Genomic DNA, 19837 nt, shown 5'->3' with positions numbered 1-19837 from the left:
CACCCGCGAGTCCACCGTTGCCGGCTGGTGGGTTCGTCGTTCCGGGCTCGGCTGTCTGGCGCGGGGGGTTTGCGGGTTCAACGGTCGGGGGCGACGTTCGGCTGGCGTGCGAACGCCCCCGGTGTCTGGCGGCCGGGGGCGTTCGCGGGTGTCAGGTCAGGAGGTGGCTTCGGCGTCGTCGGCCTCGTCGGTGCGGATGACCTTCTGGGGCTTTCCGTTGCGGCGGCGGGCGGTCTGCCGCGGCAGGGTGGCCGGCGGTCGCGGCGGCTGGGCGCCGCCGCCCATCATCAGTTCGGCGAAGGTGGCCATCGCCTCGTCGAGGTGGCCGCCGATGCGGCGCTCGGACTCCTCGTTGCTCTTGCGCACCATCGTCGCCAGCTGGTCGTTGTCCGGCTGGTTGGTCAGGGTGCCTTCGACCTTGAGCAGACCGTCCGTGACCACGCCACCCAGTTCGCCGATCTTCTGGGTGAATCCGTCCTCGACGGTGTCGAGTCGGGTGGTGAGCGAGTCCAGACGGCCGGTCACCTGCTCCAGCCTGGCCGCCAGCGACTCCAGGCGCTCGGTGCCGTCGACCGTCGACTTGGTGTCGTCGATCGCGTCCTGCACCGACTTGCGGGCCTCGGCGACCGCGCCGCGCACGCCGGTGGCCTTCTCGTCGATGTTGTTGTGCAACGCGTTGGCCGTGTCGCCGAGCCTGCCCTGCACCTTGTCGACCGCCTCGGACACCGACTGGCGCAGTGCCTCCTTCGTCGCGTCGACCTGGCCGCGCAGCGCGCCGTCGACCTCGTCGACGCGGCCGCGCAGGTTCTGCTCGGCCAGGTCCAGCCGTTCGCGCACCGGTCCGTGCACCGCCGCCGGCAGCGCGTCGAGCTTGAGGTCCTGCTTGTCGAGGTGCTTGTCCAGGTGCCCGTCGAGCTCGTCGATCCGGCGGTGGATGTTGGCCAGCTTGTCCTCGAGGCCGTCCATCCGCCCCGCGACGCCCTCGAACCGGCCGGTCACGCCGTCGAGCCGGCCGTCGAGCTGGGCGAACGGGGTGGCCAGCTTGTCCACGATGGCCTCGACGGCGCGGGTGAGCGCGGCGATGGCGCCGTCCTGGGCCTCGAGCCGGGCGATCGCGTCCTCGACCCGGGTGCTCAGGGTGTTCAGCTCGGTCCGGTCGGGCATTTCGGACAGGCGCTTGCGCACCGAGCCGATGGACTCCAGGGGGGACAGCCGTGCGTGGATCTCGTCCAGGGTGTCGAAGATCTGCTGCTGTTCGCTCTCACGGATCTCGGCTGCACGCACCAGCATATTGCGCATCCGGTCGAATGACACCGTCGAATTGTTCTCGTTCACAGAGGTGACCTTCGTCGTGGGGAGGGGCAGGGCCGGCCACTGCGAGCCTAGCCACTCCGGGAACGCATCCATACACCACCCGTTAGTTAGTTGCAGGTCTAATGATCGTCATGTTGGGCCAATCAGTGGAGAATCGTGACGCAAATGCCATGACCTGGGCTGACCTTGCGTGGCGCGGTGGCTACTCGATCGGGTGACATCCCCCGTTGAGTACCGTTGCGCCATGTTGACGTCGAACCCCGTTCCGGTGACCCCGGAGGTTGTCCGTTCCGCGCCCAAGGTTCTGCTGCATGATCACCTGGATGGTGGACTCCGTCCGGCAACGGTGATCGAACTCGCCGATGCCGTTGGCTATGCCGATCTCCCCACCGACGACACCGAGGCGCTCGGCCGGTGGTTCCGCGATTCCGCCGACTCCGGCTCGCTGGTGCGCTATCTGGAAACCTTCGCGCACACCTGTGGCGTGATGCAGACCGAGGACGCACTGGTGCGGGTGGCGGCCGAGTGCGCGGAAGACCTCGCCGACGACGGCGTGGTCTACGCGGAGGTCCGGTACGCGCCGGAGTTGTTCAGCGAGAAGGGGTTGCACCTCGACGCGATCGTCGCCGCAGTGCAGGAGGGCTTCCGGCTCGGCGAGCAGCGCGCGCTGGAGCGGGGCAAGCGGATCCGGATCGGCACGTTGCTGTGCGCGATGCGCCAGAACGCCAGGTCGCTGGAGATCGCCGAGCTCGCGGTGCGCCACCGGGACAGCGGCGTGGTCGGGTTCGACATCGCGGGGCCGGAGGCCGGCTTCCCGCCCACCAGGAACCTGGACGCCTTCGAGTACCTGCGCCAGCAGAACATGCACTTCACCATCCACGCCGGTGAGGCGTTCGGGCTGCCGTCGATCTGGGAGGCGATCCAGTACTGCGGCGCCGAGCGGCTCGGCCACGGCGTGCGGATCGTCGACGACATCAAGGTCGACGAGGACGGCACCATCCACTTGGGACGGTTGGCGAGCTACGTGCGGGACCGGCGGATCCCGCTGGAGATGTGCCCGTCGTCGAACGTGCAGACCGGTGCGGCGCCGTCGATCGCCGAGCACCCGATCGGCCTGCTGACCAAGCTGCGCTTCCGGGTCACGGTGAACACCGACAACCGGCTGATGTCCAACTGCCTGCCGTCGACCGAGATGGCCGCGCTCGTGGACGCGTTCGGCTATGGCCTGGCGGACCTGCAGTGGTTCACCATCAACGCGATGAAGTCCGCGTTCATCGGTTTCGACGAACGCCTGGCCATCATCAACGAGATCATCAAGCCGGGCTACGCCGCGTTGCTCGACTGAGGTGCTACGGCCGCAGCTCCAGGCGGTCCTCGAAGGACTCGACCAGGCTCTGCCAGGCCCGCTGCTCGGTGTCGAACGGCGGGCTGGGGGCCAGCCTGGTCGGGTCCGGCCGCAGGATGAACGACACCAGCCAGCCGAGGCTCTCCGACTGGGCGAGCGCCTCGGTCACGGTCTTGTCGTCGGCCCAGTCCGCGGCGTCGGTGAGCAGCTCCACCGCGAGGTCGAGCTGCACCGGGTCGACGGTGTCCGGGCCCTCGCCGAGATCCTCGGCCAGACCGTTGAGCACGTAGGTGTTGTCGGTCTCCACGTCCAGCTCGAGGCTGCCGTCGGTGGCCTTGGCGGCGACTTCCTCCCAGGTCGACACCTCGGCCAGGTCGTTGTCCTCCGGGGCGGTGGCGAGGTATTTGGCCAGTGCGCGCGGGGACTTGGCCACCGTGATCTTGCCATCGGAGCCGAGGAAGATCGGCTCGTCGTCGAGGTAGCAGCGCAGCGTGTAGTACTCCGCCTCGACCGTGACGATCTTGATCGGGTCGATGCCGACCTCGCCCCAGAAGCCGACCGGCGCCGGCTCCTCGTCCTCGGCCACCACCACCGCGGTGTCCTTTTCGGACTCCTCGTCGTCGGTCTCGGTGTCGACGTCCTCGGCGTCCTCCGCGTCCAGGGCGTCCTCGGCCTCTTCGGACTCCGCCTGGTACGCGGCCAGCTCGTCGGTGGTCTGGTCCAGGATCGCCTTGTCGACCTCGGGCACGAGCACGACGTCGTCGATGGCGTCGAGCACCTCGTCCCACCGCTGGGCGATGGTCTCCGCGAGGTCGGTCCACAGCTTCTCGCCCTCGCGCCCGGTGAAGGGGAAGGTCCCCTGCTCGAGCACGGAGAACCCGGCGGCCGAGTTCAGCACCTCGTGCACCTCGTCGAGCTCACACACGTCGGCCAGCGAGCGCACGATGGCGACGATGTCGGCCAGCTCGCCGATGGTCCAGGTGTCCGGCTCCTCGGCGGCGAGCTCGGGCACCCCGACGAGGTCGTAGGTGTGCGCCTCGTCCGGCAGCAGCTCGGGCACCGACAGCTCGGGGACCACGTCCCACGCGGGATGGTCGGACAGGTCGTGCTCGGTGACCGTGCGGACGAACGCCGCGAGGTGCGCGGCGTCGGGGAAGGCGTAGAGGTCGTCCTCGTGGCCGAGGAAGGCCTCCCACTCCTCCCCGTCCTCCCGCCAGCGCGGCGCCCACAGCGTCACAAGGTCGCCCTGCGGCAGGCCGAGCTCGATGGAGACGATGTCCTGAGACATTGCTGGACCTCCTGGTCACGCGATCCATGGGCACACGGAACGTCGGCACTCTACGGGGTGCCGGCTTCGAGGTGGATCACCGGTCGGAGCGTAGCGAGGATGGGTCGAAGGAGGCGAGTTCGTTATCCGGTTCGACACCCTCGCCACCTGCCCGTTCGTCGACCTTACCGGTCGTGGCCTGGCGTTGTCGCTCGTCCCGGCGTGCCTGGAACTCCTCGGCGGTGATACCGCCGTCGCGTTGGCTCCTGGCGGGGGCGGCCCGGCCGGAGAGCTGTTCGAGCGCGTAGGTGAGGTTGTCGCCGAGCAGCAGCGCGACCTTGTTGTAACCCGACTGGGTGGCGTCGTCCATCGCGACGGCGGCGACTCGCACGATCAGTTGGCTGAGCCCGTCGGCGCCGTAGCGGGCGGCCTCCGGGGCGAGCCACAGCCGCAGGAGCTTGCCCCGGCCGTCGACGGTGACCTCGACCGTCTCGTTGCGGTCGTGGGCGGTGCCGGTCACCGTGCCCAGGATCTTGTCCACTTGGGACAGTGCGTCCTGGCGGGCGCGGCCGTCGTCGATCATCTGCTTGGTGCTGCGGTTGAGCGGCTCGCGGTCGATCACGGGCGGCCGTCCCGGTACTTGAGCGGGTCGTCGAAGCCGGCGTCCTGGTCGGCGTCGGCGTCGTCGACCGGGACGTAGCCGAGCGACTCGAGGTCCTGCTCGCCGACCACCGGGGCCAGCGCCTTGTGCATGTTGCCGCCGGCGAGCCTGGTCGCCCGCTCGGCGACCGCGACGATGCGCCGCGCGAGGGTCTCCATGTCGACCTGCAGGGCCGCCGGGGTCAGTCGCAGATCGGTCGGCAGCCCGCCGGGGGCGACCTCGATGCTGATCGTGCCGTCGGGCGAGGTCGCCCGGCCGCTGATCCGACCCGACCTGGCGACCTCGGCCGCCGCCTGGTCGCTCGCCGCGCGCACGCGGCGGTCCACCACCGCGAGCTCGTGGTCGATGTCTATCTCCGCCACGTCCCCTCCCCGTGCTCCCGCCCAAGTGTGCCCGAAGTGCCCGGCATTCGGGGTCAGCCGGTCGGGCGGTAGAAGCCGACGAAGGGCATGCCGGCGTTGGTCGTGCGCAGCGGGCCGACCTGCACCGGGTCGCCCGCCTCGACGATCTGGCCGTTGCCGATGTACATGGCGACGTGGCCCTCCCAGCAGATCAGGTCGCCGGGCAGCAGTTGGTCGGCCGACGGGACCTCGGCGCCGATGTCCTGCTCGCGGGAGGTGCGCGGGATGTCCAGGCCGCCCTCGCCGTAGGCGTACTGGGTGAGCCCGCTGCAGTCCAGGCCGACGCCGGGCGAGGTGCCGCCCCACACGTAGGGCACGCCGAGTTGGCCGAGCGCGGCGCGGACCGCCCGCGCGGCGGTCTCGTTGGGCGCCATCACCGTGCTGCCGTCTGGCAGGTTCACCGCGACTCCGCTGCCGGGTTGGGGCGGGATCGCGACCGGCAGCCGCTTCTTGGTGACCACGCCACCGCCGCCGCCCCCACCTCCGCCGCCACCACCGGAGTCGCCGCCGCCACCGCCCCCGCCGCCGGAGGTGTAGGCGGCCGGCGGGGCCGCCGGCTGCGCGCTCGCGGGGGCGGTGGTGGCGCCCTCGCTGTTGTCCAGCCGGGTGACCACGCCGGTCAGCTGACCCATCACGGCCTCGAGGTTGGTGCTCGACTCGCCGGAGATCTGGGCGGCGAGCCGGATCAGCTCGGAGATCTTGGCCTGCGCGCCGGCGTGGTCGCCCGCCTGGCGCAGCGCCGCGGCGGCCGAGAGCAACGCGGCGGCACGGTCCATGAAGTTGTCGATCAGCCGCTGGTTGGTCGACTGGCCGACCTTGAGGATGCCGGCCGCCTCACGCACCGCCGACTGGACCTCGGCACTGTAGGTGCTGATGTCGCGCGCGGCGGTGGTCATGGTGGCGGCGTCGGTGGCCTGCCGCTGCGACGCGCCGCCCGCCCAGCCCTCCTGCAGCGTCCTGGTCCGGGCGCCGGCGTCGGTGTCGTAGTTGTTGAGGGCGGTCTGCACGCCGCCGTGCACCTGGTCGAGGCCGTCGATGGCGCCGTCGTCGGTGGCGAGTTGGCGTTGCGCGTCGGCGGCGGGGGAGACCAGGGTCTCCACCATGGGGCCGGTGAACGTCATGCTTGCTCACCGCCGGCCTGGCGGATGCCGCGGACGTGCTCGTCCTCGAGGTTGACGTAGTTGGTCCAGGTGTTGTCGACCGCGTCGGCCATCGCGTCGGTGTTGGTCGACAGCCCGTTGATCCGGTCGACCTGGCGCTGGGTGGCGTTGCGCACCGCGTCCGCGAGGCCGACCTCGTTGCCGACCCGGGAGAACACGTTGCCGTCCAGTCCGGTGTTGGTCGCCAGACCGTCGGTGCGTAACCCGTCGGCCAGCGGGCGGAACCCCCTGGTGAACGACTGGAACGCGGCTTCCTCGGCGTCGTAGCCCGGTGGGGGCGGCGGCGGTGGAATCCGATCCTCGTGCGTCATCTGTCCCCTCCTGCAGGCTCAGACGCGGGCCAGCCCCCCGCGGCTCCCACTCGATCGTCCAGGCTATGACATCGGTCGTGGCCTGGCGGCCGAATCGGCCGGAATCCCTACCAGTGGCCGAACCATTGTTTGCATTCGGATCGGATGTCGGTGATCACCTGCCTTTCGGATGCCAGACGGTCTTGGTTTCCAGGAACGCGCGCAGCCGGGAGATGTCGGGGGCCTCGGTCCAGTCCGGCTCGGCCGGCCGGGCGCGCAGCACCCGCTTGACGGTGCCGGCCGCGGCGCGTTCGAGGTCGGCGGTCATCGACTCCGGGGCGCCGGTCAGGTCCAGGGCGTTCACGTCGGCGTGCGCGGCGAGCCACGGCGCGAGTTCGCCGGTGCGGCCGGTGAGGATGTTGACCACGCCGCCCGGCACGTCCGAGGTCGCCAGCACCTCGGACAGGGTGATCGCCGGCAGCGGCCGTTCCTGGCTGGCCACCACGACCACGGTGTTGCCGGTGGCGATCACCGGCGCCAGCACGCTCACCAGGCCGAGCAGCGAGGAGGTCTGCGGCGCGAGCACGCCGACCACCCCGGTCGGTTCGGGCACCGAGAACGAGAAGTACGGCCCCGCGACCGGGTTCGCCGCGCCGAGCACCGTGGCGATCTTGTCCGCCCAGCCCGCGTACCAGACCCAGCGATCGATCGCGGCGTCCACTGTGGACTGTGCGCGTTTGGCGGGGACGCCCTCGCTGGCCGAGGTCTCGGCGGTGAACTGCTCACGCCTGCCCTCCAACAACTCGGCCACCCGGTACAGCACCTGGCCCCGGTTGTAGGCGGTGGCGCCGGACCAGCCGCCGACGGCCTTGCGCGCGGCCACGACCGCCTCCCGCACGTCCTTGCGCGAGGCCTGCGCCGCGTTGGCCAGGAACCCGCCCTTCGCGTCGTGCACCGGGTAGGACCGCCCGGACTCCGACCGGGGGAACGCGCCGCCGAGATAGAGCTTGTAGGTCTTGGCGACGGTCAGGCGTTCAGACATCGAGGTATGCCTCCAGTCCCGCGCGGCCACCCTCCCGGCCGAAGCCGGACTCCTGGTAGCCGCCGAACGGCGCGGTCGGGTCGAACCGGTTGAAGGTGTTGGCCCACACCACACCGGCGCGCAGTTGGTCGGCCATCCACAGGATGCGGGAGCCCTTGTCGGTCCAGATGCCGGCGGACAGCCCGTAGGGGGTGTTGTTGGCCTTGGCGACGGCCTCGTCCGGGGTGCGGAAGGTGAGCACCGACAGCACCGGGCCGAAGATCTCCTCGCGGGCGATCCGCATGGCCTGGCTGACGCCGGCGAACACCGTCGGCGCGAAGAAGAAACCCTTGTCCGGCAAGGGACACGGGCTCACCCACTTCTCCGCGCCCTCCGCCTCGCCCGCCGAGACCAGCTCGGTGATCCTGGTGAGCTGCTCGCGGGAGTTGATCGCGCCGACATCGGTGTTCTTGTCCAGCGGGTCGCCGACGCGCAGGGTGGCGACCCTGGTGCGCAGTTTGTCGAGCAGCTCCTCGGCGACGGACTCCTGCACCAACAACCGTGAGCCGGCGCAGCAGACGTGGCCCTGGTTGAAGAAGATGCCGTTGACGATGCCCTCGACGGCCTGGTCGAGCGGGGCGTCGTCGAAGACGATGTTGGCCGCCTTGCCGCCAAGCTCGAGGGTCAGCTTCCTGCCGGTGCCGGCCAGCGAGCGCTGGATGAGCTTGCCGACGTCGGTGGAGCCGGTGAACGCGACCTTGTCGATGCCGGCGTGGTTGACCAGCGCGGCGCCGACATCGCCCGCGCCGGGCAGGATGTTGACCACGCCGGGCGGCAGGCCGGCCTGCGCGATGATGTCGGCCAGCACCAGCGCGGTCAGCGGGGTGGTCTCGGCCGGCTTGAGCACCACGGTGTTGCCGCAGGCCAGCGCGGGCGCGATCTTCCAGGCGGCCATCAGCAGCGGGAAGTTCCACGGGATCACCTGACCGGCGACGCCCAGTGGCTTCGGGTCGGGGCCGAGGCCGGCGTAGCCGAGCTTGTCCGCCCAGCCGGCGTGGTAGAAGAAGTGTGCCGACGCGGTCGGGATGTCGACGTCGCGGGACTCCCTGATCGGCTTGCCGTTGTCGAGGCTTTCCAGCACGGCCAGCTCGCGGGACCGTTCGGCCATCATCCGCGCGATTCGGTAGATGTACTTGGCCCGCTCAGCGCCCGGCATCTTGCCCCAGACCCGGTCGTGGGCCCGGCGCGCCGCCTTCACCGCTTTGTCCACATCGGACGGTGCGGCGGTGGACACCTCGGCGAGCACCTCCTCGGTGGCCGGGTTGATCGTCTTGAGCGGCTCACCGCCGCCCTCGACGAACTCGCCGTCGAGGAACATCCGGTAGCTGGGTTTGAGGTTGGCGATGTCCCGCGACTCCGGTGCCGGGGCGTACTCCCATGTGTTCACGTCAGTCCACCGTTACGTAGTCCGGGCCGCTGTAGTGGCCGTCGAGTTGGGTACGGCGCTGCATCAGCAGGTCGTTGAGCAGGCTGGAGGCGCCGAAGCGGAACTTGTCCGCGGTGAGCCACTCGGGCCCGGCGACCTCGTGCACGGCCACCAGGTAGCGGATGGCGTCCTTGGTCGTGCGGATGCCGCCCGCCGGCTTGACCCCGATGCGGGTGCCGGTCGCGGTGTGCCAGTCGCGGACGGCCTGCAACATGACGTGCGTGACCGGCAGCGTGGCCGCGGGAGAGACCTTGCCCGTCGAGGTCTTGATGAAGTCGGCCCCGGCCAGCATCGCGAGCCAGGACGCCCGGCGCACGTTGTCGTAGGTGGCCAGCTCGCCGGTCTCCAGGATGACCTTGAGGTGGGCGTCGCCGCTGGCCTGCTTGATGGTGACGATCTCGTCGAAGACGCGACCGTAGCGGCCGGACAGGAACGCGCCCCGGTCGATGACCATGTCCACCTCGGTGGCCCCGGCGGCCACCGCCAGCTCGGTGTCCGCGATCTTGACCGGCAGGCTGGAGCGCCCGCTCGGGAAGGCGGTGGCGACGCTCGCGATGTTGATGGCGGTGCCGTGTAACGCGGCCACCGCGACCGGCACCATGTCCGGGTACACACAGACTGCGGCGACCGGCGGGACCTCGGGGCGCTCCGGGTCTGGCCGGCGGGCCTTGGCGCACAGCGAGCGGATCTTGCCGTCGGTGTCGGCGCCTTCCAGGGTGGTCAGGTCGACCATGCCGATGGCGGTGTCGATCGCCCACAGCTTCGCGGCCTTCTTGATGCTGCGGGTGGCGAGTCCGGCCGCGCGCTGCTCGACGCCGACCTGGTCGACGCCGGGCAGGCCGTGCAGGAAACGACGCAGGGAGGTCTCGTCGCGAGTCGCGTCGGTGAGGCTGGGGGGTAGCCCCGTACTCGCCGTTGAAGGGGAGGACATGGGCCCGAGTCTAGGCGGCCAGACCGGTTCGGACGGTCGTCATCGGCTCGCGAAGGGGGAGTTGTCCACAACCCACCCGGTTGTCCACATGTCGATCTTCACGGGTTGCGCCGGCCGGCTGTTCGTGCTTGCCGGCTACTCCTCGATCAGCTTGTTCCGGTCCCGCTTGCGCTTGCGGCGCTTGACTTCCACCGCGCCCCAGAACGCCAGCCCGGTGATCCGGATGTGCGGCACGCCGGGCCGGGGCTGCATCTGGTCGGAGACCTTGTTCTCGAACGCGCCCATGAAGCCCGATCCGTTGACCTGGACGGTGACGTCCTCGGGCACGTAGATCTCGATGCCACCCATCATCGCGAACGCCTGGATGGTCGTCTCCGCGTCCTCGAACCGGGCGTCGGTCAGGTCGATCTCCACGCCACCCATGAACGCCACCGCGTTGAACGTCGGCGGCAGGGTCCACACGCCCTTGCGCTCGGCCCCGGACATGACCGCGATCGCCGTGGACGACGTGCCCCGGCCGCCGACGCGGTTGGCCGGCACGGGCAGGGCCTGGGACGCGGGGGCCTGCATCGCGGTCGGCTGCTGGCCGGCCGGCAGGTCGCGCGTGATCGGCTCCAGGTCGCCGTAGGTCTTGGCCTCGTAGACCTTGTCGAGCCGTTCCTCCAACTCGCTGACGGTGAGCCGGCCCTCCGCCATCGCGTTGTGCAGGAACTGCGCGACCCGTTCCCGTTCGTCGTTGGACACCCGCATGTCCCGCGGGTCTGGCACGGCAGGCAGGTCACTCACATGTGCGAGGTTAGCGCGCCGGGGTCACCCGACGTGCGGGTGGCGCGTTGACTGGTGAAATCATATCAGATATTGTCGATGTGACTCCAATCACAAGGAGCGGTCGTGTCCGACCTGAAGTCGCAGACCATCTACCGCGCCCTGCGCGAGCGCATCCTGCGCGACGAACTCGCCTCGGGCACCCGGTTGGTCCTGCGCGAACTCGCCAACACCTACGAGACCAGCGACATCCCCGTCCGCGAGGCGCTGCGCATGCTCGAGCGCGACGGGCTGGTCGAGATGGTTCCCTACCGCGGCGCGCGGGTGACCACGCTGACCCAGCGGGAGATCGACGAGACCTACTTCATCCGCGGCCACCTGGAGAGCATCGCCACCGGCCTGGCCGCCGAGCGGATCACCGACGACGAACTGGCCGCCCTCGACGAGCTGATGACGCTGCTGCGCGCGGCCGTCGAGGCTCAGGACGGCCCCCGGTTCTCCGACCTCAACCACCAGTTCCACGAGACGATCGTGGCCGCCTGCGGCAACCGCATGCTGTGCGAGCTGACCATGGACATCTGGCAGCGGCACTCCGGTTTCCAGCGGGTGTTCCGCATGGTCCCCGGCCGCTTGGCCCAGTCCCAGTCCGAGCACGAGGGCATCATGGCCGCGCTGCACGCCCGGGACGCCAAACGCGCCGCGACGCTCGCCCTCTGGCACAAGCGCTCGGTCGGCGAAACCGTCAGCACGCTCGTCGACAAGCCAGCACCCGAAGCCGACGAGGGCACCGCATGAAGTCCGCACATCCCTAGCCGCACCAGCGCTCGACGAGGGAGCCCCGATGCAGCAGACAACGGAGTCCGTTCGCTTCGACCACGTCTACAAGGCATTCGTCGCCAGGGGGCGCGGCAGCCACCCCGTACTGGCACTGCAGGACGTGACCTTCGACGCCGAGCCGGGCGAGTTCGTCAGCCTGGTCGGCCCGTCCGGCTGCGGCAAGTCCACCTGCCTGAACCTGCTCGCCGGCCTGGACGCGCCGTCGGAGGGCACGGTCGCCCACCACGGCGAGCAGGTGCACGGGGTGAACACCGCCGTCGGCTACATCACCCAGGACGACAACCTGCTGCCGTGGCGGTCGCTGCGCGGCAACGTCGAGCTGAGCATGGAACTGCGCGGGGTTCCCCGCCGCGAGCGCCGCGTCCGCGCGCAGGAGTTCATCGAGCTGGTCGGGCTGGCCGGGTTCGAGGACCACTACCCGCACGAGCTGTCCGGCGGCATGCGCAAACGCGCCGGGATCATCCGCACCCTGGTCTACGACTCCGGCGTGGTGCTGATGGACGAGCCGTTCGGCCCGCTGGACGCGCAGACCAGGGTGATCCTGCAGGCCGAGCTGCTGCGGCTGTGGGAGCGGTCGCGGCCGACGGTGTTGTTCGTGACCCACGACCTGGTCGAGGCGATCGCGCTGTCGGACCGGATCCTGGTGTTCACCGGCACGCCGGGCACGATCAAGCGCGACTACCGGGTCGACCTGCCCCGTCCCCGCGACCCGTTCCGTATTCACGAGACGCCCGGGTTCAGCGAGCTGCACGACGCGCTGTGGGCCGATATCCGGGTGGAGATCGAGCAGGCCAGGGGTGTGCGATGACCCTGCTCGCGTCCTCGGCCAACGGCACCGACCGCGGCCGGGAGGTGCTCGCCGAGGTCGGCGCGGCCTATCAGCGGCGCCAGCGGCGGGAACGGCTGGTGCGCTGGTCGGGAATCGCCGGGCTGGGCGCGGTGATCCTGCTGGCCTGGCAGTTCGGCATCGAGTACCTGGTCAACCCGCGCTATGTCAGCGACCCGCTCTCGGTCGCCGCGCGGATGGGCGAGCTGGCCGCCGACGGCGAGATCTTCACCCACGTCGGGGTCACCCTCGGCGAGGCCGGCCTGGGGTTCGTGATCGGCGCGGCCGCCGGCCTGGTGAGCGCGTTCGGGCTGGCCCAGACCCGCCGGGGCTATGAGGTGTTCGAGCCGTTCCTGGTCGGCTTCTACTCGATCCCGAAGATCGCGCTCGCGCCGTTGTTCATCATGTGGTTCGGCCTCGGGCAGACGCCGAAGGTGATCATGGCGGCGCTGTTGGTCTACTTCATCGTCTTCGTCAACACCGCCACCGGGATCCGCGAGGTGAGCCCCGGGTTGTTGCGGGTGTGCCGGGTGTTCGGCGCCCGCCGGCGCGACCTGCTCGGCAAGGTCGTGCTGCCGGCCGCGGCGCCGGCCATCGTGGCGAGCATCCGGATCACGTTCACCAGGGCCATCGAGGGCGCGGTGCTGTCGGAGTTCGTCGCGTCCACCCAGGGCCTCGGCTACCTGGTCGCGCGCGCCTCCCGCGCGTTCGACATCGAGACGGTGTTCGCCGGCATCGTGATCATCGCGGTCGTGGTGATGGCCGCGAACGCGCTGCTGCGGCTGGTCGAGAGCCGGATCCTGCCCGGTCACTACTCGAGGACGGTGCACGGATGACCGCCGCTGTCACTCCCCGTGGCGTCGAGGTGCTCGCCGCCACCGGTCGGGCTCACCGGTCCGCGCGTCGCGCTCACCGGCTGTTCCTACTCGTCGCGCGGTTGGGCATCGTCGCCGTGCTGCTCGTCGGTTGGGAGCTGGCGTCGGGGGAGCTGGTGCGGCCGTTCTTCGTCAGCTCGCCCTCGGCCATCGCCGAGCAGGTCGCGGACTGGGTGGCCAGTGGCGAGCTCTGGTACCACGGCCGGTTCACCGTCACCGCGGCGTTGCTGGGGTACGTGATCGGCGCGGTGGCCGCGGTCCTGGTCGCCTGGCCGTTGGGCCTGCTGCGGCTGGCCTACCGGATCGTCGAGCCGTACTTCCTGGTGGCCTACTCGGTGCCGGCGGTGGCCATGGGGCCGGTGTTCATCCTGTGGTTCGGCATCGGCATGACGCCGAAGGTGTTGCTGGCCGCGTACTTCGTGTTCTTCATCGTGTTCGTCAACACGGTGGCCGGGTTCGGGCAGGTGCCCCGCGGCCTGCTCGACGTGACCAGGGTGATGGGCGCGTCCTGGCGCGACCAGCTGCGCACGGTGATGTTGCCCAGCGCCCTGCCGTTCATCCTCGCCGCACTGCGGATCACGTTGCCCGCGGCCATGATCGGCGCGGTCACCGGCGAGTTCATCTCGGCCAACCGCGGCCTCGGGTTCCTCACCCGCGACGCCGCGGCCGGTTTCTCCAGCGCGGGCGTGCTCGCCGGCGTGCTCTGCCTCAGCGCGATCGTGCTGCTGATGAACCTGATGTTGCGCCCGTTGCGCCACGCGTTGCGTTGGCAGCGGCAGGAGATCGACGTACCGACGAAGGAGGCACCATGAGAGGACGACGGAAGTCCGCGATCCTGGGCGTGCTGGCGTTGGCGTTACCGATCGCGGCCTGCGGTGGCGACGCTGGCGGCGCGGACGGGAACACACGGGTGACGGTGACCTCGTTGCCGAGCGCGTTCCTGGCGTCGATGTATGTCGCGGAGAAGCAGGGCCTGTTCGCCGACGAGGGGCTCGACGTGGAGATCGTTGAGCTGCAGAGCGGGGTCGACGGGGTGTCGGCGGTGGTGTCGGGCTCCGCGCAGTTCGCCGACATGGGCTTCGACGACCTCGCCACGCTCGCCGAGGAGGGCGAGGACAGCCTGGTGATGACGCACAACCTGGTCGGCAGAGTCACGTTCACCCTGGTGATGAACCCGGACGTGGCCGGCGAACGCGGTGTGAGCCGGGAGTCGCCGATCGAGGAGCGTTACGCCTCGTTGGAGGGACTGAAGCTGGGCGTGACCTCACCGGGCGCGGCCAGCGACAAGTACCTGCGGTACTACCTGCGCGAGGCCGGGCTGGACCCGGAACGGGACGTGGAGATCATCGCGATCGGTGACGGCGCGTCGCTGCTGGCCGCCTTGGAGACCGGGCAGATCGACGCCTACCAGCTCTCGCCGCCGACGCCCTACGTCGCCGAGGCGGAGGGCTTCGGCACCGTGCTCATCGACGGTCCGGCCGGCGACGTGCCGCTGTTCAAGGACTACGTGTACACCGGGTTCGCGGTCAACCGGGCGTGGGCGGCGGAGAACCCGGACGCGGCCAAGGGTTTCAGCCGGGCGCTCAACGCCGGCATGGACCAGGTCGCCGAGGATCCGGCGGCCGCGGCGCGGGAGATCGTCGAGCGGATGTCGGATGACAATGTGGAGATCATCGAGCAGACGCTGGACGCGCTGCTGCCCGCACTGTCGCGGGACGGGTGTTTCGACGCGGCGGCGGTGCGCACGACGCTCGAGGTCATGCACGAGATCGAGCTGACCGCGGCGGCGGGCGATCCGGCCGAGGACGCGCTGTGGACCAATGCCTACAACGGCTGCTGAGGAAGGACGTCCATGAAGATCGTTCGCTACCAGACCACCGGGTCCGCCGAGTGGGGAGTTCTCGACGACGGGGTGGTGCTGGCCGCGGAGGGGACGCCCTTCGTCGACCTGCGCTCGACCGGGCGGGCGGTGGAGGGCGCGCGGTTGCTGGCGCCGGTCACGCCGCGCACGGTGTTGTGCGTCGGGCGGAACTACCGGTCCCATGCCGAGGAGTTCGGCAACAAGGTGCCCGACGAGCCGTTGCTGTTCCTGAAACCGCCATCGGCCGTGGTCGGGCCGGAGACGCCGGTGGTGTACCCGGTGTTGTCCGGGCGGGTGGACCCGGAGGCTGAGCTGGTGCTGGTGATCGGCCGGCGGGCGCGGCGGGTGCCGGCGGCCGACGCGTGGTCGGTGATCGGTGGGTACACGTGTGGCAATGACGTGACCGCGCGGGACATCCAGAAGTCGGACGGGCAGTGGACCAGGGGGAAGGGGTTCGACACGTTCTGCCCGCTCGGGCCGTGGGTGGAGACCGACTACGACCCGACGGACGTGGCGGTGACGTGCACCGTGGACGGGGAGGAGCGGCAGAATGGGCGGACCAAGGACCTGATCTTCCCGATCCCCTATCTGATCGAGTACATCACGCGGTTCACGACGTTGGAACCAGGGGACGTGGTGCTCAGCGGGACGCCGGAGGGGGTGCGGCCGGTGGAGCCGGGGAACACGGTCACGGTGTCGGTGGAGGGGTTGGGGTCACTGAGCAATCCGATCGTGGCCGAGGAGGGCTGAGCGGGTCTGCCGGGTGGCGGTTGGGTGGGTTGAGGCTCTCGAGGTGGCCAGGCGCCGCGCAAGCTACCGTGTCGCCCCATGGATGTGCGCACGGTCGATCACCCGCTGGCCAGGACCCGCCTGACCGTCATGCGGGACGCCCGCACCGACAACGCCACCTTCCGGGCCGCGCTGCACGAGCTCACCGTCATGCTCATCTACGAGGCGCTGCGCGACGCCCCGGTGCGTGCCGAACGCATCCACACCCCGGTCGCCCGCACCGACGGCTACTGGCTCGCCGACCCGCCGCTGCTGGTCCCCGTTCTGCGGGCCGGTCTCGGCATGGCCGACCAGGCGCATCGGCTCATCCCCGAGGCGCAGATGGGCTTCGTCGGCCTCGCGCGCAACGAGGACACCCTCGAGCCGACCCCGTATATGGAGTCGCTGCCCGCGTCGTTGGCGGGCCGGCCGGTCTTCGTGCTCGACCCGATGCTCGCGACCGGTGGCTCGATGGAGTACACCATCCGCCTGCTCACCGACCGGGGCGCGACCGACGTGACCGCCGTGTGCGCGCTCGCCGCTCCGGAGGGCATCCGTCACCTGTCCGAGTCGGGGTTGCCGGTGCGGCTGGTCACGGCCAGTATCGACGAGCGACTCAACGACTCCGGCTACATCGTTCCCGGCTTGGGAGACGCTGGAGACCGGCAGTACGGCGCTGTTTGAGGCTCGTCCACCGTGGTATCACGGTGGTACCGTGAAAGGTATGGCGATGACCCTGAGACTCTCGGACGAGGAGAATCAGCGCCTCGCTGAACTCGCGTCCGTCGAAGGCCGCTCCAAGCAGGAGATCATGCGACTGGCTCTCGCCGAGCGCTGGGCCCGGCTGCAGAAGGAACAACAGCTCGCCGAGGTGTTGAGCCGAGTACTACCCCGCTACCAGGGATTACTGGACAGAATCGGAACCGCCTGAATTCTGTCGGTGTGTAGTGGCATGATCGCGCGGTGATCGTGTACCTGGACGCCAGCGACCTACTCGTGCTGGCAGCTGCCGTTACCGGTGGTGACCTCGTTGTGCGCGATCTGGGCCTGCTCGACGCGGCCGCCCACCGCCCGCGCGCGACCGTGCTCGGCGTACAGGCCTACGACACGTTATGGCTCAAGGGCTCCGCGCTGCTCGACTCCATCGTCTGCACCCGTCCGCTCGCCGAGGGCAACTGGCGTCTTGGCTGGGTGGCGGCGGTCGCCATGTGCGACATGAACGGCTGGTGGATCGACGCCGACGAGGACGAGGCGTTGGATCTGGTGCGCGAGGTCGGCCGGGGCAAGATGGGCGTGCCCGAGATGGCCGCGCACCTCGAGCAGTGGGCCAAGCCGAAAGAACACGATATGTAGTTGACCTGGAGCGCACTCCAGCTTCTACCGTCGGGCACGTGACTTATGCGATCGCCGAGGCGGCCCACCGTAGTGGGCTGTCGATCGACACACTCCGTTACTACGAGCGCATCGAACTGATCGACCCGCCCGCCCGCGACTCCGGCGGCCGGCGCGTCTACAACGAGGCGGACCTCGCCTGGCTGGAGTTCCTGACCAGACTGCGCACCACCGGCATGCCGATCCGGATGATGCGCGAGTACGCCAAGCTCCGTCACCAGGGCGTGGCGAGCACTGGGCGGCGCAAGCAGATCCTGGTGTCGCAGCGGGCCGACGTCCTCGACCGGATCGCCGAACTGCACTCCTGCCTGGACGTGCTGAACTACAAGATCGCCAACTACGAGCAGTGCGAGCGTGACCTCGAGGAGCAGGCTCCCGGGATGTTCGCGGAGGCCACCGCCTGACCCTCAGCCCAGGCTCGCGGCGACGGTCGCGCCGAGGTTCCAGCAGGCATCGAGGTCGGCCTTGCTCGGCTCGCCGGTGACCGAGACGTGGGGGGTGACCTGTGCCCAACCGAGGCCGGTGACGACGGACTCGATGCCGCGGACCGCGCCGGTGGTGTCGTTGTTGCCGTGGACGTAGAGGCCGAACGGGCGGCCGCGGGTGGTGTCGAGGCAGGGGTAGTAGGCGAGGTCGAAGAAGACCTTGAGGGCGCCGGACATCATGCCGAGGTTCGCCGGCGTGCCGAGGATGTAGCCGTCGGCGGCCAGCGCGTCGGACGGCGTGGCCGCCAGCGCCGCCCGCCGCACGACGTCGACACCCTCGATCTCGTCGGTGGTCGCACCAGCCACCACCGCCTCGAACATCGCCTGCACCCCGGGCGACGGGGTGTGGTGCACGATCAACAAGGTGGCCATGCCCGCCATTCAACCGGTTTCGGCTCGGGACGGCGCTGTTATGCACGAGCGCGGCGGTCGGGAGGACATGCTGGCCGCCGCCGAGCCGTTGCGGCACGTCCGGTCCTGGCACGTCACCAGGGACCTGACCGCCAGACGACTTCGACGTGCCGCCGCTCCACGTCGGCGACCTAAGTCGTGAGCAGGCTTTCCACCTCGCCGCGCAGGGTTGTCATCCGTTCGCCGGCTTTGGTCTTGGCGGTGGCGAGGTCATCGGTTGGTGGCTCGACGATCTCCAGGTATGCCTTGACCTTCGGCTCGGTGCCCGATGGGCGGATGATCACGCGCAGACCGTCGCCGCGAAGTCGGAGGATGTCGGGAGCCGGGCCGTCCTCGGTGACCGGCGTGCCGGCCATTGTCGTCGGCGGGTTCGCGCGCAGGGCCGCCACCAGCGGGCCGATTCTGGTGATGTCGGTGAACCGCAACGAGATCTGTTCGGTGAGGTGCACGCCGTGCGTGCGGGCCAGGTCGTCGAGGGCGTCGGGGATCGAGCGGGTGGTCGCCTTGAGCGTCGCCGCCAGGTCACAGGCGACCACCGCCGCGGCGATGCCGTCCTTGTCCCGCACGGCGTCCGGGTCGACGCACACGCCGAGCGCCTCCTCGTACGCGTACACCAACCCGTCGCCCGCGCGGGCCAGCCACTTGAACCCGGTCAGGGTCTCGGCGTGGCCTGCGTGGTGGGCCGCGGCGATCCTGGCCAGCATCGAGGACGACACGATCGTCGTGGCCACCAACGGGTCTGGCTTGTCCACAGTGGACAACAGGTACTCGCCGAGCAGGGTGCCGGTCTCGTCGCCGCGCAGCATCCGCCAGCCGTCGGGGAAGCGCACGCCGAGTGCGCAGCGGTCGGCGTCCGGGTCCAGGGCGATGGCCAGGTCCGCGTCCGCCTGCTCGGCCGCCGCCAGCAGGAGGTCGGCGGCGCCGGGCTCCTCGGGGTTGGGGAAGGTCACCGTCGGGAAGTCGGGGTCGGGGTCGGCCTGTTCGGCGACCAGGGTGACGTCGGTGAAACCCGCTGCCCGCAACGCGTTCAGCGCGGTCTCGCCGCCGACGCCGTGCAATGGCGTCAGTACGACGCGCAGGTCGCGGGCGGTGCCCCGGGGTAGGCCGGCCACCCGGGTCAGGTAGCCGGAGATGTCGGTCAGCGGCAGTGCGCCCGGGGCGGTCGGGACCTGGCGGGCCGGTGGGGCGTCCCGGATTCCGGCCTCGATCAGCCGGTCGTCCGGGGGCACGATCTGTGCGCCGTCGTCGGTGTAGACCTTGTAGCCGTTGTCCGCGGGCGGGTTGTGGGACGCGGTGAGCTGGATGCCGGCCACGGCGCCGAGCGCGCGCACCAGGTACGCGGTCACCGGGGTCGGCAGCGGGCCGGGCAGGGTGCGCACCGAGAACCCGGCGGCGACCAGGACTTCCGCCGCGGCCGACGCGAAGTCGGCCGAGCCGTGCCGGGCGTCCCGGCCGACCACGACCGTGCCGCCGGAGTGTCCTTTGTGGACCAGCCAGGCGGCGACGCCGGCGGTGGCGCGCAGGACCACCGCGCGGTTCATGCCGTTGGACCCCGCGCGGACCGGGCCTCGCAGGCCGGCGGTGCCGAACGTCAGCGTGCCGTTCATCCGATCGGTGAGGTCGTCCACCGAACCGGGGGCGCCGCCCATCGCACTGGCTACCACGCGTTGCAGCTCAAGCTTGGTGTCCTGGTCCGGATCGTCCGCCATCCACCGGAACGCCCGGTCCCGCAGCTCCGACG

23 protein-coding genes are annotated in these 19837 nt (G+C 70.2%); 11 read left to right on the top strand and 12 right to left on the bottom strand.

Annotated elements, in window-relative coordinates; translation table 11 throughout:
• Nucleotides 1-156: 156 nt before the first annotated feature.
• A complete protein-coding gene (locus tag ACYVIP_RS39075) occupies nucleotides 157-1299 on the bottom strand; it encodes a hypothetical protein (RefSeq protein WP_460405899.1) in 1143 nt (380 codons plus the stop codon).
• Nucleotides 1300-1558: 259 nt separating this feature from the next.
• Between ACYVIP_RS39075 and ACYVIP_RS39070 the strand changes: the two genes are divergently transcribed.
• The gene (locus ACYVIP_RS39070; protein WP_460405897.1) at nucleotides 1559-2659 is read left to right on the top strand and encodes an adenosine deaminase; all 1101 of its coding nucleotides are present in this window, start codon (nucleotides 1559-1561) and stop codon (nucleotides 2657-2659) included.
• A 4-nt stretch (nucleotides 2660-2663) separates the two neighbouring features.
• Here ACYVIP_RS39070 and ACYVIP_RS39065 read toward each other — a convergent pair whose 3' ends face one another.
• The 9 genes from ACYVIP_RS39065 to ACYVIP_RS39025 form a co-directional block, all read right to left on the bottom strand.
• Nucleotides 2664-3947 carry a primosomal protein gene (locus ACYVIP_RS39065; RefSeq protein ID WP_460405895.1) on the bottom strand — a complete coding sequence of 428 codons (1284 nt, stop codon included), beginning with the start codon at nucleotides 3945-3947 and terminating at the stop codon, nucleotides 2664-2666.
• A gap of 76 nt (nucleotides 3948-4023) precedes the next feature.
• Nucleotides 4024-4548, bottom strand: a complete 525-nt coding sequence (locus ACYVIP_RS39060) for a YbaB/EbfC family nucleoid-associated protein (protein ID WP_460405893.1) — start codon at nucleotides 4546-4548, stop codon at nucleotides 4024-4026.
• Complete coding sequence (locus tag ACYVIP_RS39055) at nucleotides 4545-4949, bottom strand: YbaB/EbfC family nucleoid-associated protein (protein ID WP_460405891.1); 405 nt, start codon at nucleotides 4947-4949, stop codon at nucleotides 4545-4547. Before ACYVIP_RS39055 ends, ACYVIP_RS39060 begins: the two co-directional genes overlap by 4 nt.
• A 53-nt stretch (nucleotides 4950-5002) precedes the next feature.
• A complete protein-coding gene (locus tag ACYVIP_RS39050; protein ID WP_460405889.1) occupies nucleotides 5003-6109 on the bottom strand; it encodes a C40 family peptidase in 1107 nt (368 codons plus the stop codon).
• Nucleotides 6106-6459 carry a hypothetical protein gene (locus tag ACYVIP_RS39045; RefSeq protein ID WP_460405887.1) on the bottom strand — a complete coding sequence of 118 codons (354 nt, stop codon included), beginning with the start codon at nucleotides 6457-6459 and terminating at the stop codon, nucleotides 6106-6108. Before ACYVIP_RS39045 ends, ACYVIP_RS39050 begins: the two co-directional genes overlap by 4 nt.
• A gap of 154 nt (nucleotides 6460-6613) precedes the next feature.
• Nucleotides 6614-7480: an aldehyde dehydrogenase family protein gene (locus ACYVIP_RS39040; protein WP_460405885.1), complete on the bottom strand. Its 867-nt coding sequence runs from the start codon at nucleotides 7478-7480 to the stop codon at nucleotides 6614-6616.
• Entirely contained in the window at nucleotides 7473-8906 is a 1434-nt protein-coding gene (locus ACYVIP_RS39035; RefSeq protein ID WP_460405883.1) for an aldehyde dehydrogenase family protein, read from the bottom strand. Before ACYVIP_RS39035 ends, ACYVIP_RS39040 begins: the two co-directional genes overlap by 8 nt.
• A gap of 1 nt (nucleotide 8907) precedes the next feature.
• The gene (deoC, locus tag ACYVIP_RS39030) at nucleotides 8908-9876 is read right to left on the bottom strand and encodes a deoxyribose-phosphate aldolase (RefSeq protein WP_460405881.1); all 969 of its coding nucleotides are present in this window, start codon (nucleotides 9874-9876) and stop codon (nucleotides 8908-8910) included.
• A gap of 135 nt (nucleotides 9877-10011) precedes the next feature.
• The gene (locus ACYVIP_RS39025; protein WP_460405879.1) at nucleotides 10012-10662 is read right to left on the bottom strand and encodes a DUF1707 SHOCT-like domain-containing protein; all 651 of its coding nucleotides are present in this window, start codon (nucleotides 10660-10662) and stop codon (nucleotides 10012-10014) included.
• Nucleotides 10663-10767: 105 nt separating this feature from the next.
• Here ACYVIP_RS39025 and ACYVIP_RS39020 point away from each other — a divergent pair, with 105 nt between their 5' ends.
• The 10 genes from ACYVIP_RS39020 to ACYVIP_RS38975 all read left to right on the top strand — a co-directional run bounded on the left by ACYVIP_RS39020 (nucleotide 10768) and on the right by ACYVIP_RS38975 (nucleotide 17604).
• Nucleotides 10768-11436 (top strand): GntR family transcriptional regulator, encoded by a 669-nt coding sequence (locus ACYVIP_RS39020; protein ID WP_460405877.1) that lies wholly within the window; start codon nucleotides 10768-10770, stop codon nucleotides 11434-11436.
• Nucleotides 11437-11482: 46 nt separating this feature from the next.
• On the top strand, nucleotides 11483-12286 hold the full coding sequence (locus ACYVIP_RS39015; protein ID WP_460405875.1) for an ABC transporter ATP-binding protein: 804 nt from the start codon (nucleotides 11483-11485) through the stop codon (nucleotides 12284-12286).
• Nucleotides 12283-13140, top strand: a complete 858-nt coding sequence (locus tag ACYVIP_RS39010) for an ABC transporter permease (protein WP_460405873.1) — start codon at nucleotides 12283-12285, stop codon at nucleotides 13138-13140. The genes ACYVIP_RS39015 and ACYVIP_RS39010 overlap by 4 nt, the downstream gene beginning before the upstream one ends.
• The gene (locus tag ACYVIP_RS39005) at nucleotides 13137-13991 is read left to right on the top strand and encodes an ABC transporter permease (RefSeq protein WP_460405871.1); all 855 of its coding nucleotides are present in this window, start codon (nucleotides 13137-13139) and stop codon (nucleotides 13989-13991) included. The genes ACYVIP_RS39010 and ACYVIP_RS39005 overlap by 4 nt, the downstream gene beginning before the upstream one ends.
• The gene (locus ACYVIP_RS39000; RefSeq protein ID WP_460405869.1) at nucleotides 13988-15019 is read left to right on the top strand and encodes an ABC transporter substrate-binding protein; all 1032 of its coding nucleotides are present in this window, start codon (nucleotides 13988-13990) and stop codon (nucleotides 15017-15019) included. The genes ACYVIP_RS39005 and ACYVIP_RS39000 overlap by 4 nt, the downstream gene beginning before the upstream one ends.
• A gap of 12 nt (nucleotides 15020-15031) precedes the next feature.
• A complete protein-coding gene (locus tag ACYVIP_RS38995; protein WP_460405867.1) occupies nucleotides 15032-15790 on the top strand; it encodes a fumarylacetoacetate hydrolase family protein in 759 nt (252 codons plus the stop codon).
• A gap of 78 nt (nucleotides 15791-15868) precedes the next feature.
• Nucleotides 15869-16492, top strand: a complete 624-nt coding sequence (gene upp / locus ACYVIP_RS38990) for a uracil phosphoribosyltransferase (protein ID WP_460405865.1) — start codon at nucleotides 15869-15871, stop codon at nucleotides 16490-16492.
• Nucleotides 16493-16532: 40 nt separating this feature from the next.
• Nucleotides 16533-16739, top strand: a complete 207-nt coding sequence (locus tag ACYVIP_RS38985; protein WP_460405863.1) for a type II toxin-antitoxin system VapB family antitoxin — start codon at nucleotides 16533-16535, stop codon at nucleotides 16737-16739.
• A 32-nt stretch (nucleotides 16740-16771) separates the two neighbouring features.
• A complete protein-coding gene (locus ACYVIP_RS38980) occupies nucleotides 16772-17161 on the top strand; it encodes a type II toxin-antitoxin system death-on-curing family toxin (protein ID WP_460405861.1) in 390 nt (129 codons plus the stop codon).
• A 38-nt stretch (nucleotides 17162-17199) separates the two neighbouring features.
• Nucleotides 17200-17604, top strand: coding sequence for a MerR family transcriptional regulator (locus ACYVIP_RS38975; protein WP_460405859.1), 405 nt, complete (start codon nucleotides 17200-17202; stop codon nucleotides 17602-17604).
• Nucleotides 17605-17607: 3 nt separating this feature from the next.
• On the opposite strand, the gene ACYVIP_RS38970 is transcribed toward ACYVIP_RS38975, so the two are convergent.
• Complete coding sequence (locus tag ACYVIP_RS38970; RefSeq protein WP_460405857.1) at nucleotides 17608-18057, bottom strand: flavodoxin family protein; 450 nt, start codon at nucleotides 18055-18057, stop codon at nucleotides 17608-17610.
• Nucleotides 18058-18227: 170 nt separating this feature from the next.
• A complete protein-coding gene (locus tag ACYVIP_RS38965) occupies nucleotides 18228-19805 on the bottom strand; it encodes a phospho-sugar mutase (protein WP_460405935.1) in 1578 nt (525 codons plus the stop codon).
• Nucleotides 19806-19837: the final 32 nt, after the last annotated feature.

It is taken from the genome of Actinophytocola sediminis (genome assembly GCF_054779715.1).
The sequence above is the reverse complement of the archived record's forward strand: the minus strand, read 5'-3'. Positions and strand labels throughout refer to the sequence as shown.

Coding starts and splice junctions, on each gene's coding strand:
- ACYVIP_RS39075 (WP_460405899.1), bottom strand. CDS start 1,299: ATGCGCAATATGCTGGTGCGTGCAGCCGAGATCCGTGAGAGCGAACAG.
- ACYVIP_RS39070 (WP_460405897.1), top strand. CDS start 1,559: ATGTTGACGTCGAACCCCGTTCCGGTGACCCCGGAGGTTGTCCGTTCC.
- ACYVIP_RS39065 (WP_460405895.1), bottom strand. CDS start 3,947: ATGTCTCAGGACATCGTCTCCATCGAGCTCGGCCTGCCGCAGGGCGAC.
- ACYVIP_RS39050 (WP_460405889.1), bottom strand. CDS start 6,109: ATGACGTTCACCGGCCCCATGGTGGAGACCCTGGTCTCCCCCGCCGCC.
- ACYVIP_RS39045 (WP_460405887.1), bottom strand. CDS start 6,459: ATGACGCACGAGGATCGGATTCCACCGCCGCCGCCCCCACCGGGCTAC.
- ACYVIP_RS39040 (WP_460405885.1), bottom strand. CDS start 7,480: ATGTCTGAACGCCTGACCGTCGCCAAGACCTACAAGCTCTATCTCGGC.
- deoC (WP_460405881.1), bottom strand. CDS start 9,876: ATGTCCTCCCCTTCAACGGCGAGTACGGGGCTACCCCCCAGCCTCACC.
- ACYVIP_RS39015 (WP_460405875.1), top strand. CDS start 11,483: ATGCAGCAGACAACGGAGTCCGTTCGCTTCGACCACGTCTACAAGGCA.
- ACYVIP_RS39010 (WP_460405873.1), top strand. CDS start 12,283: ATGACCCTGCTCGCGTCCTCGGCCAACGGCACCGACCGCGGCCGGGAG.
- ACYVIP_RS39005 (WP_460405871.1), top strand. CDS start 13,137: ATGACCGCCGCTGTCACTCCCCGTGGCGTCGAGGTGCTCGCCGCCACC.
- ACYVIP_RS39000 (WP_460405869.1), top strand. CDS start 13,988: ATGAGAGGACGACGGAAGTCCGCGATCCTGGGCGTGCTGGCGTTGGCG.
- ACYVIP_RS38995 (WP_460405867.1), top strand. CDS start 15,032: ATGAAGATCGTTCGCTACCAGACCACCGGGTCCGCCGAGTGGGGAGTT.
- upp (WP_460405865.1), top strand. CDS start 15,869: ATGGATGTGCGCACGGTCGATCACCCGCTGGCCAGGACCCGCCTGACC.
- ACYVIP_RS38985 (WP_460405863.1), top strand. CDS start 16,533: ATGGCGATGACCCTGAGACTCTCGGACGAGGAGAATCAGCGCCTCGCT.
- ACYVIP_RS38970 (WP_460405857.1), bottom strand. CDS start 18,057: ATGGCCACCTTGTTGATCGTGCACCACACCCCGTCGCCCGGGGTGCAG.
- ACYVIP_RS38965 (WP_460405935.1), bottom strand. CDS start 19,805: ATGGCGGACGATCCGGACCAGGACACCAAGCTTGAGCTGCAACGCGTG.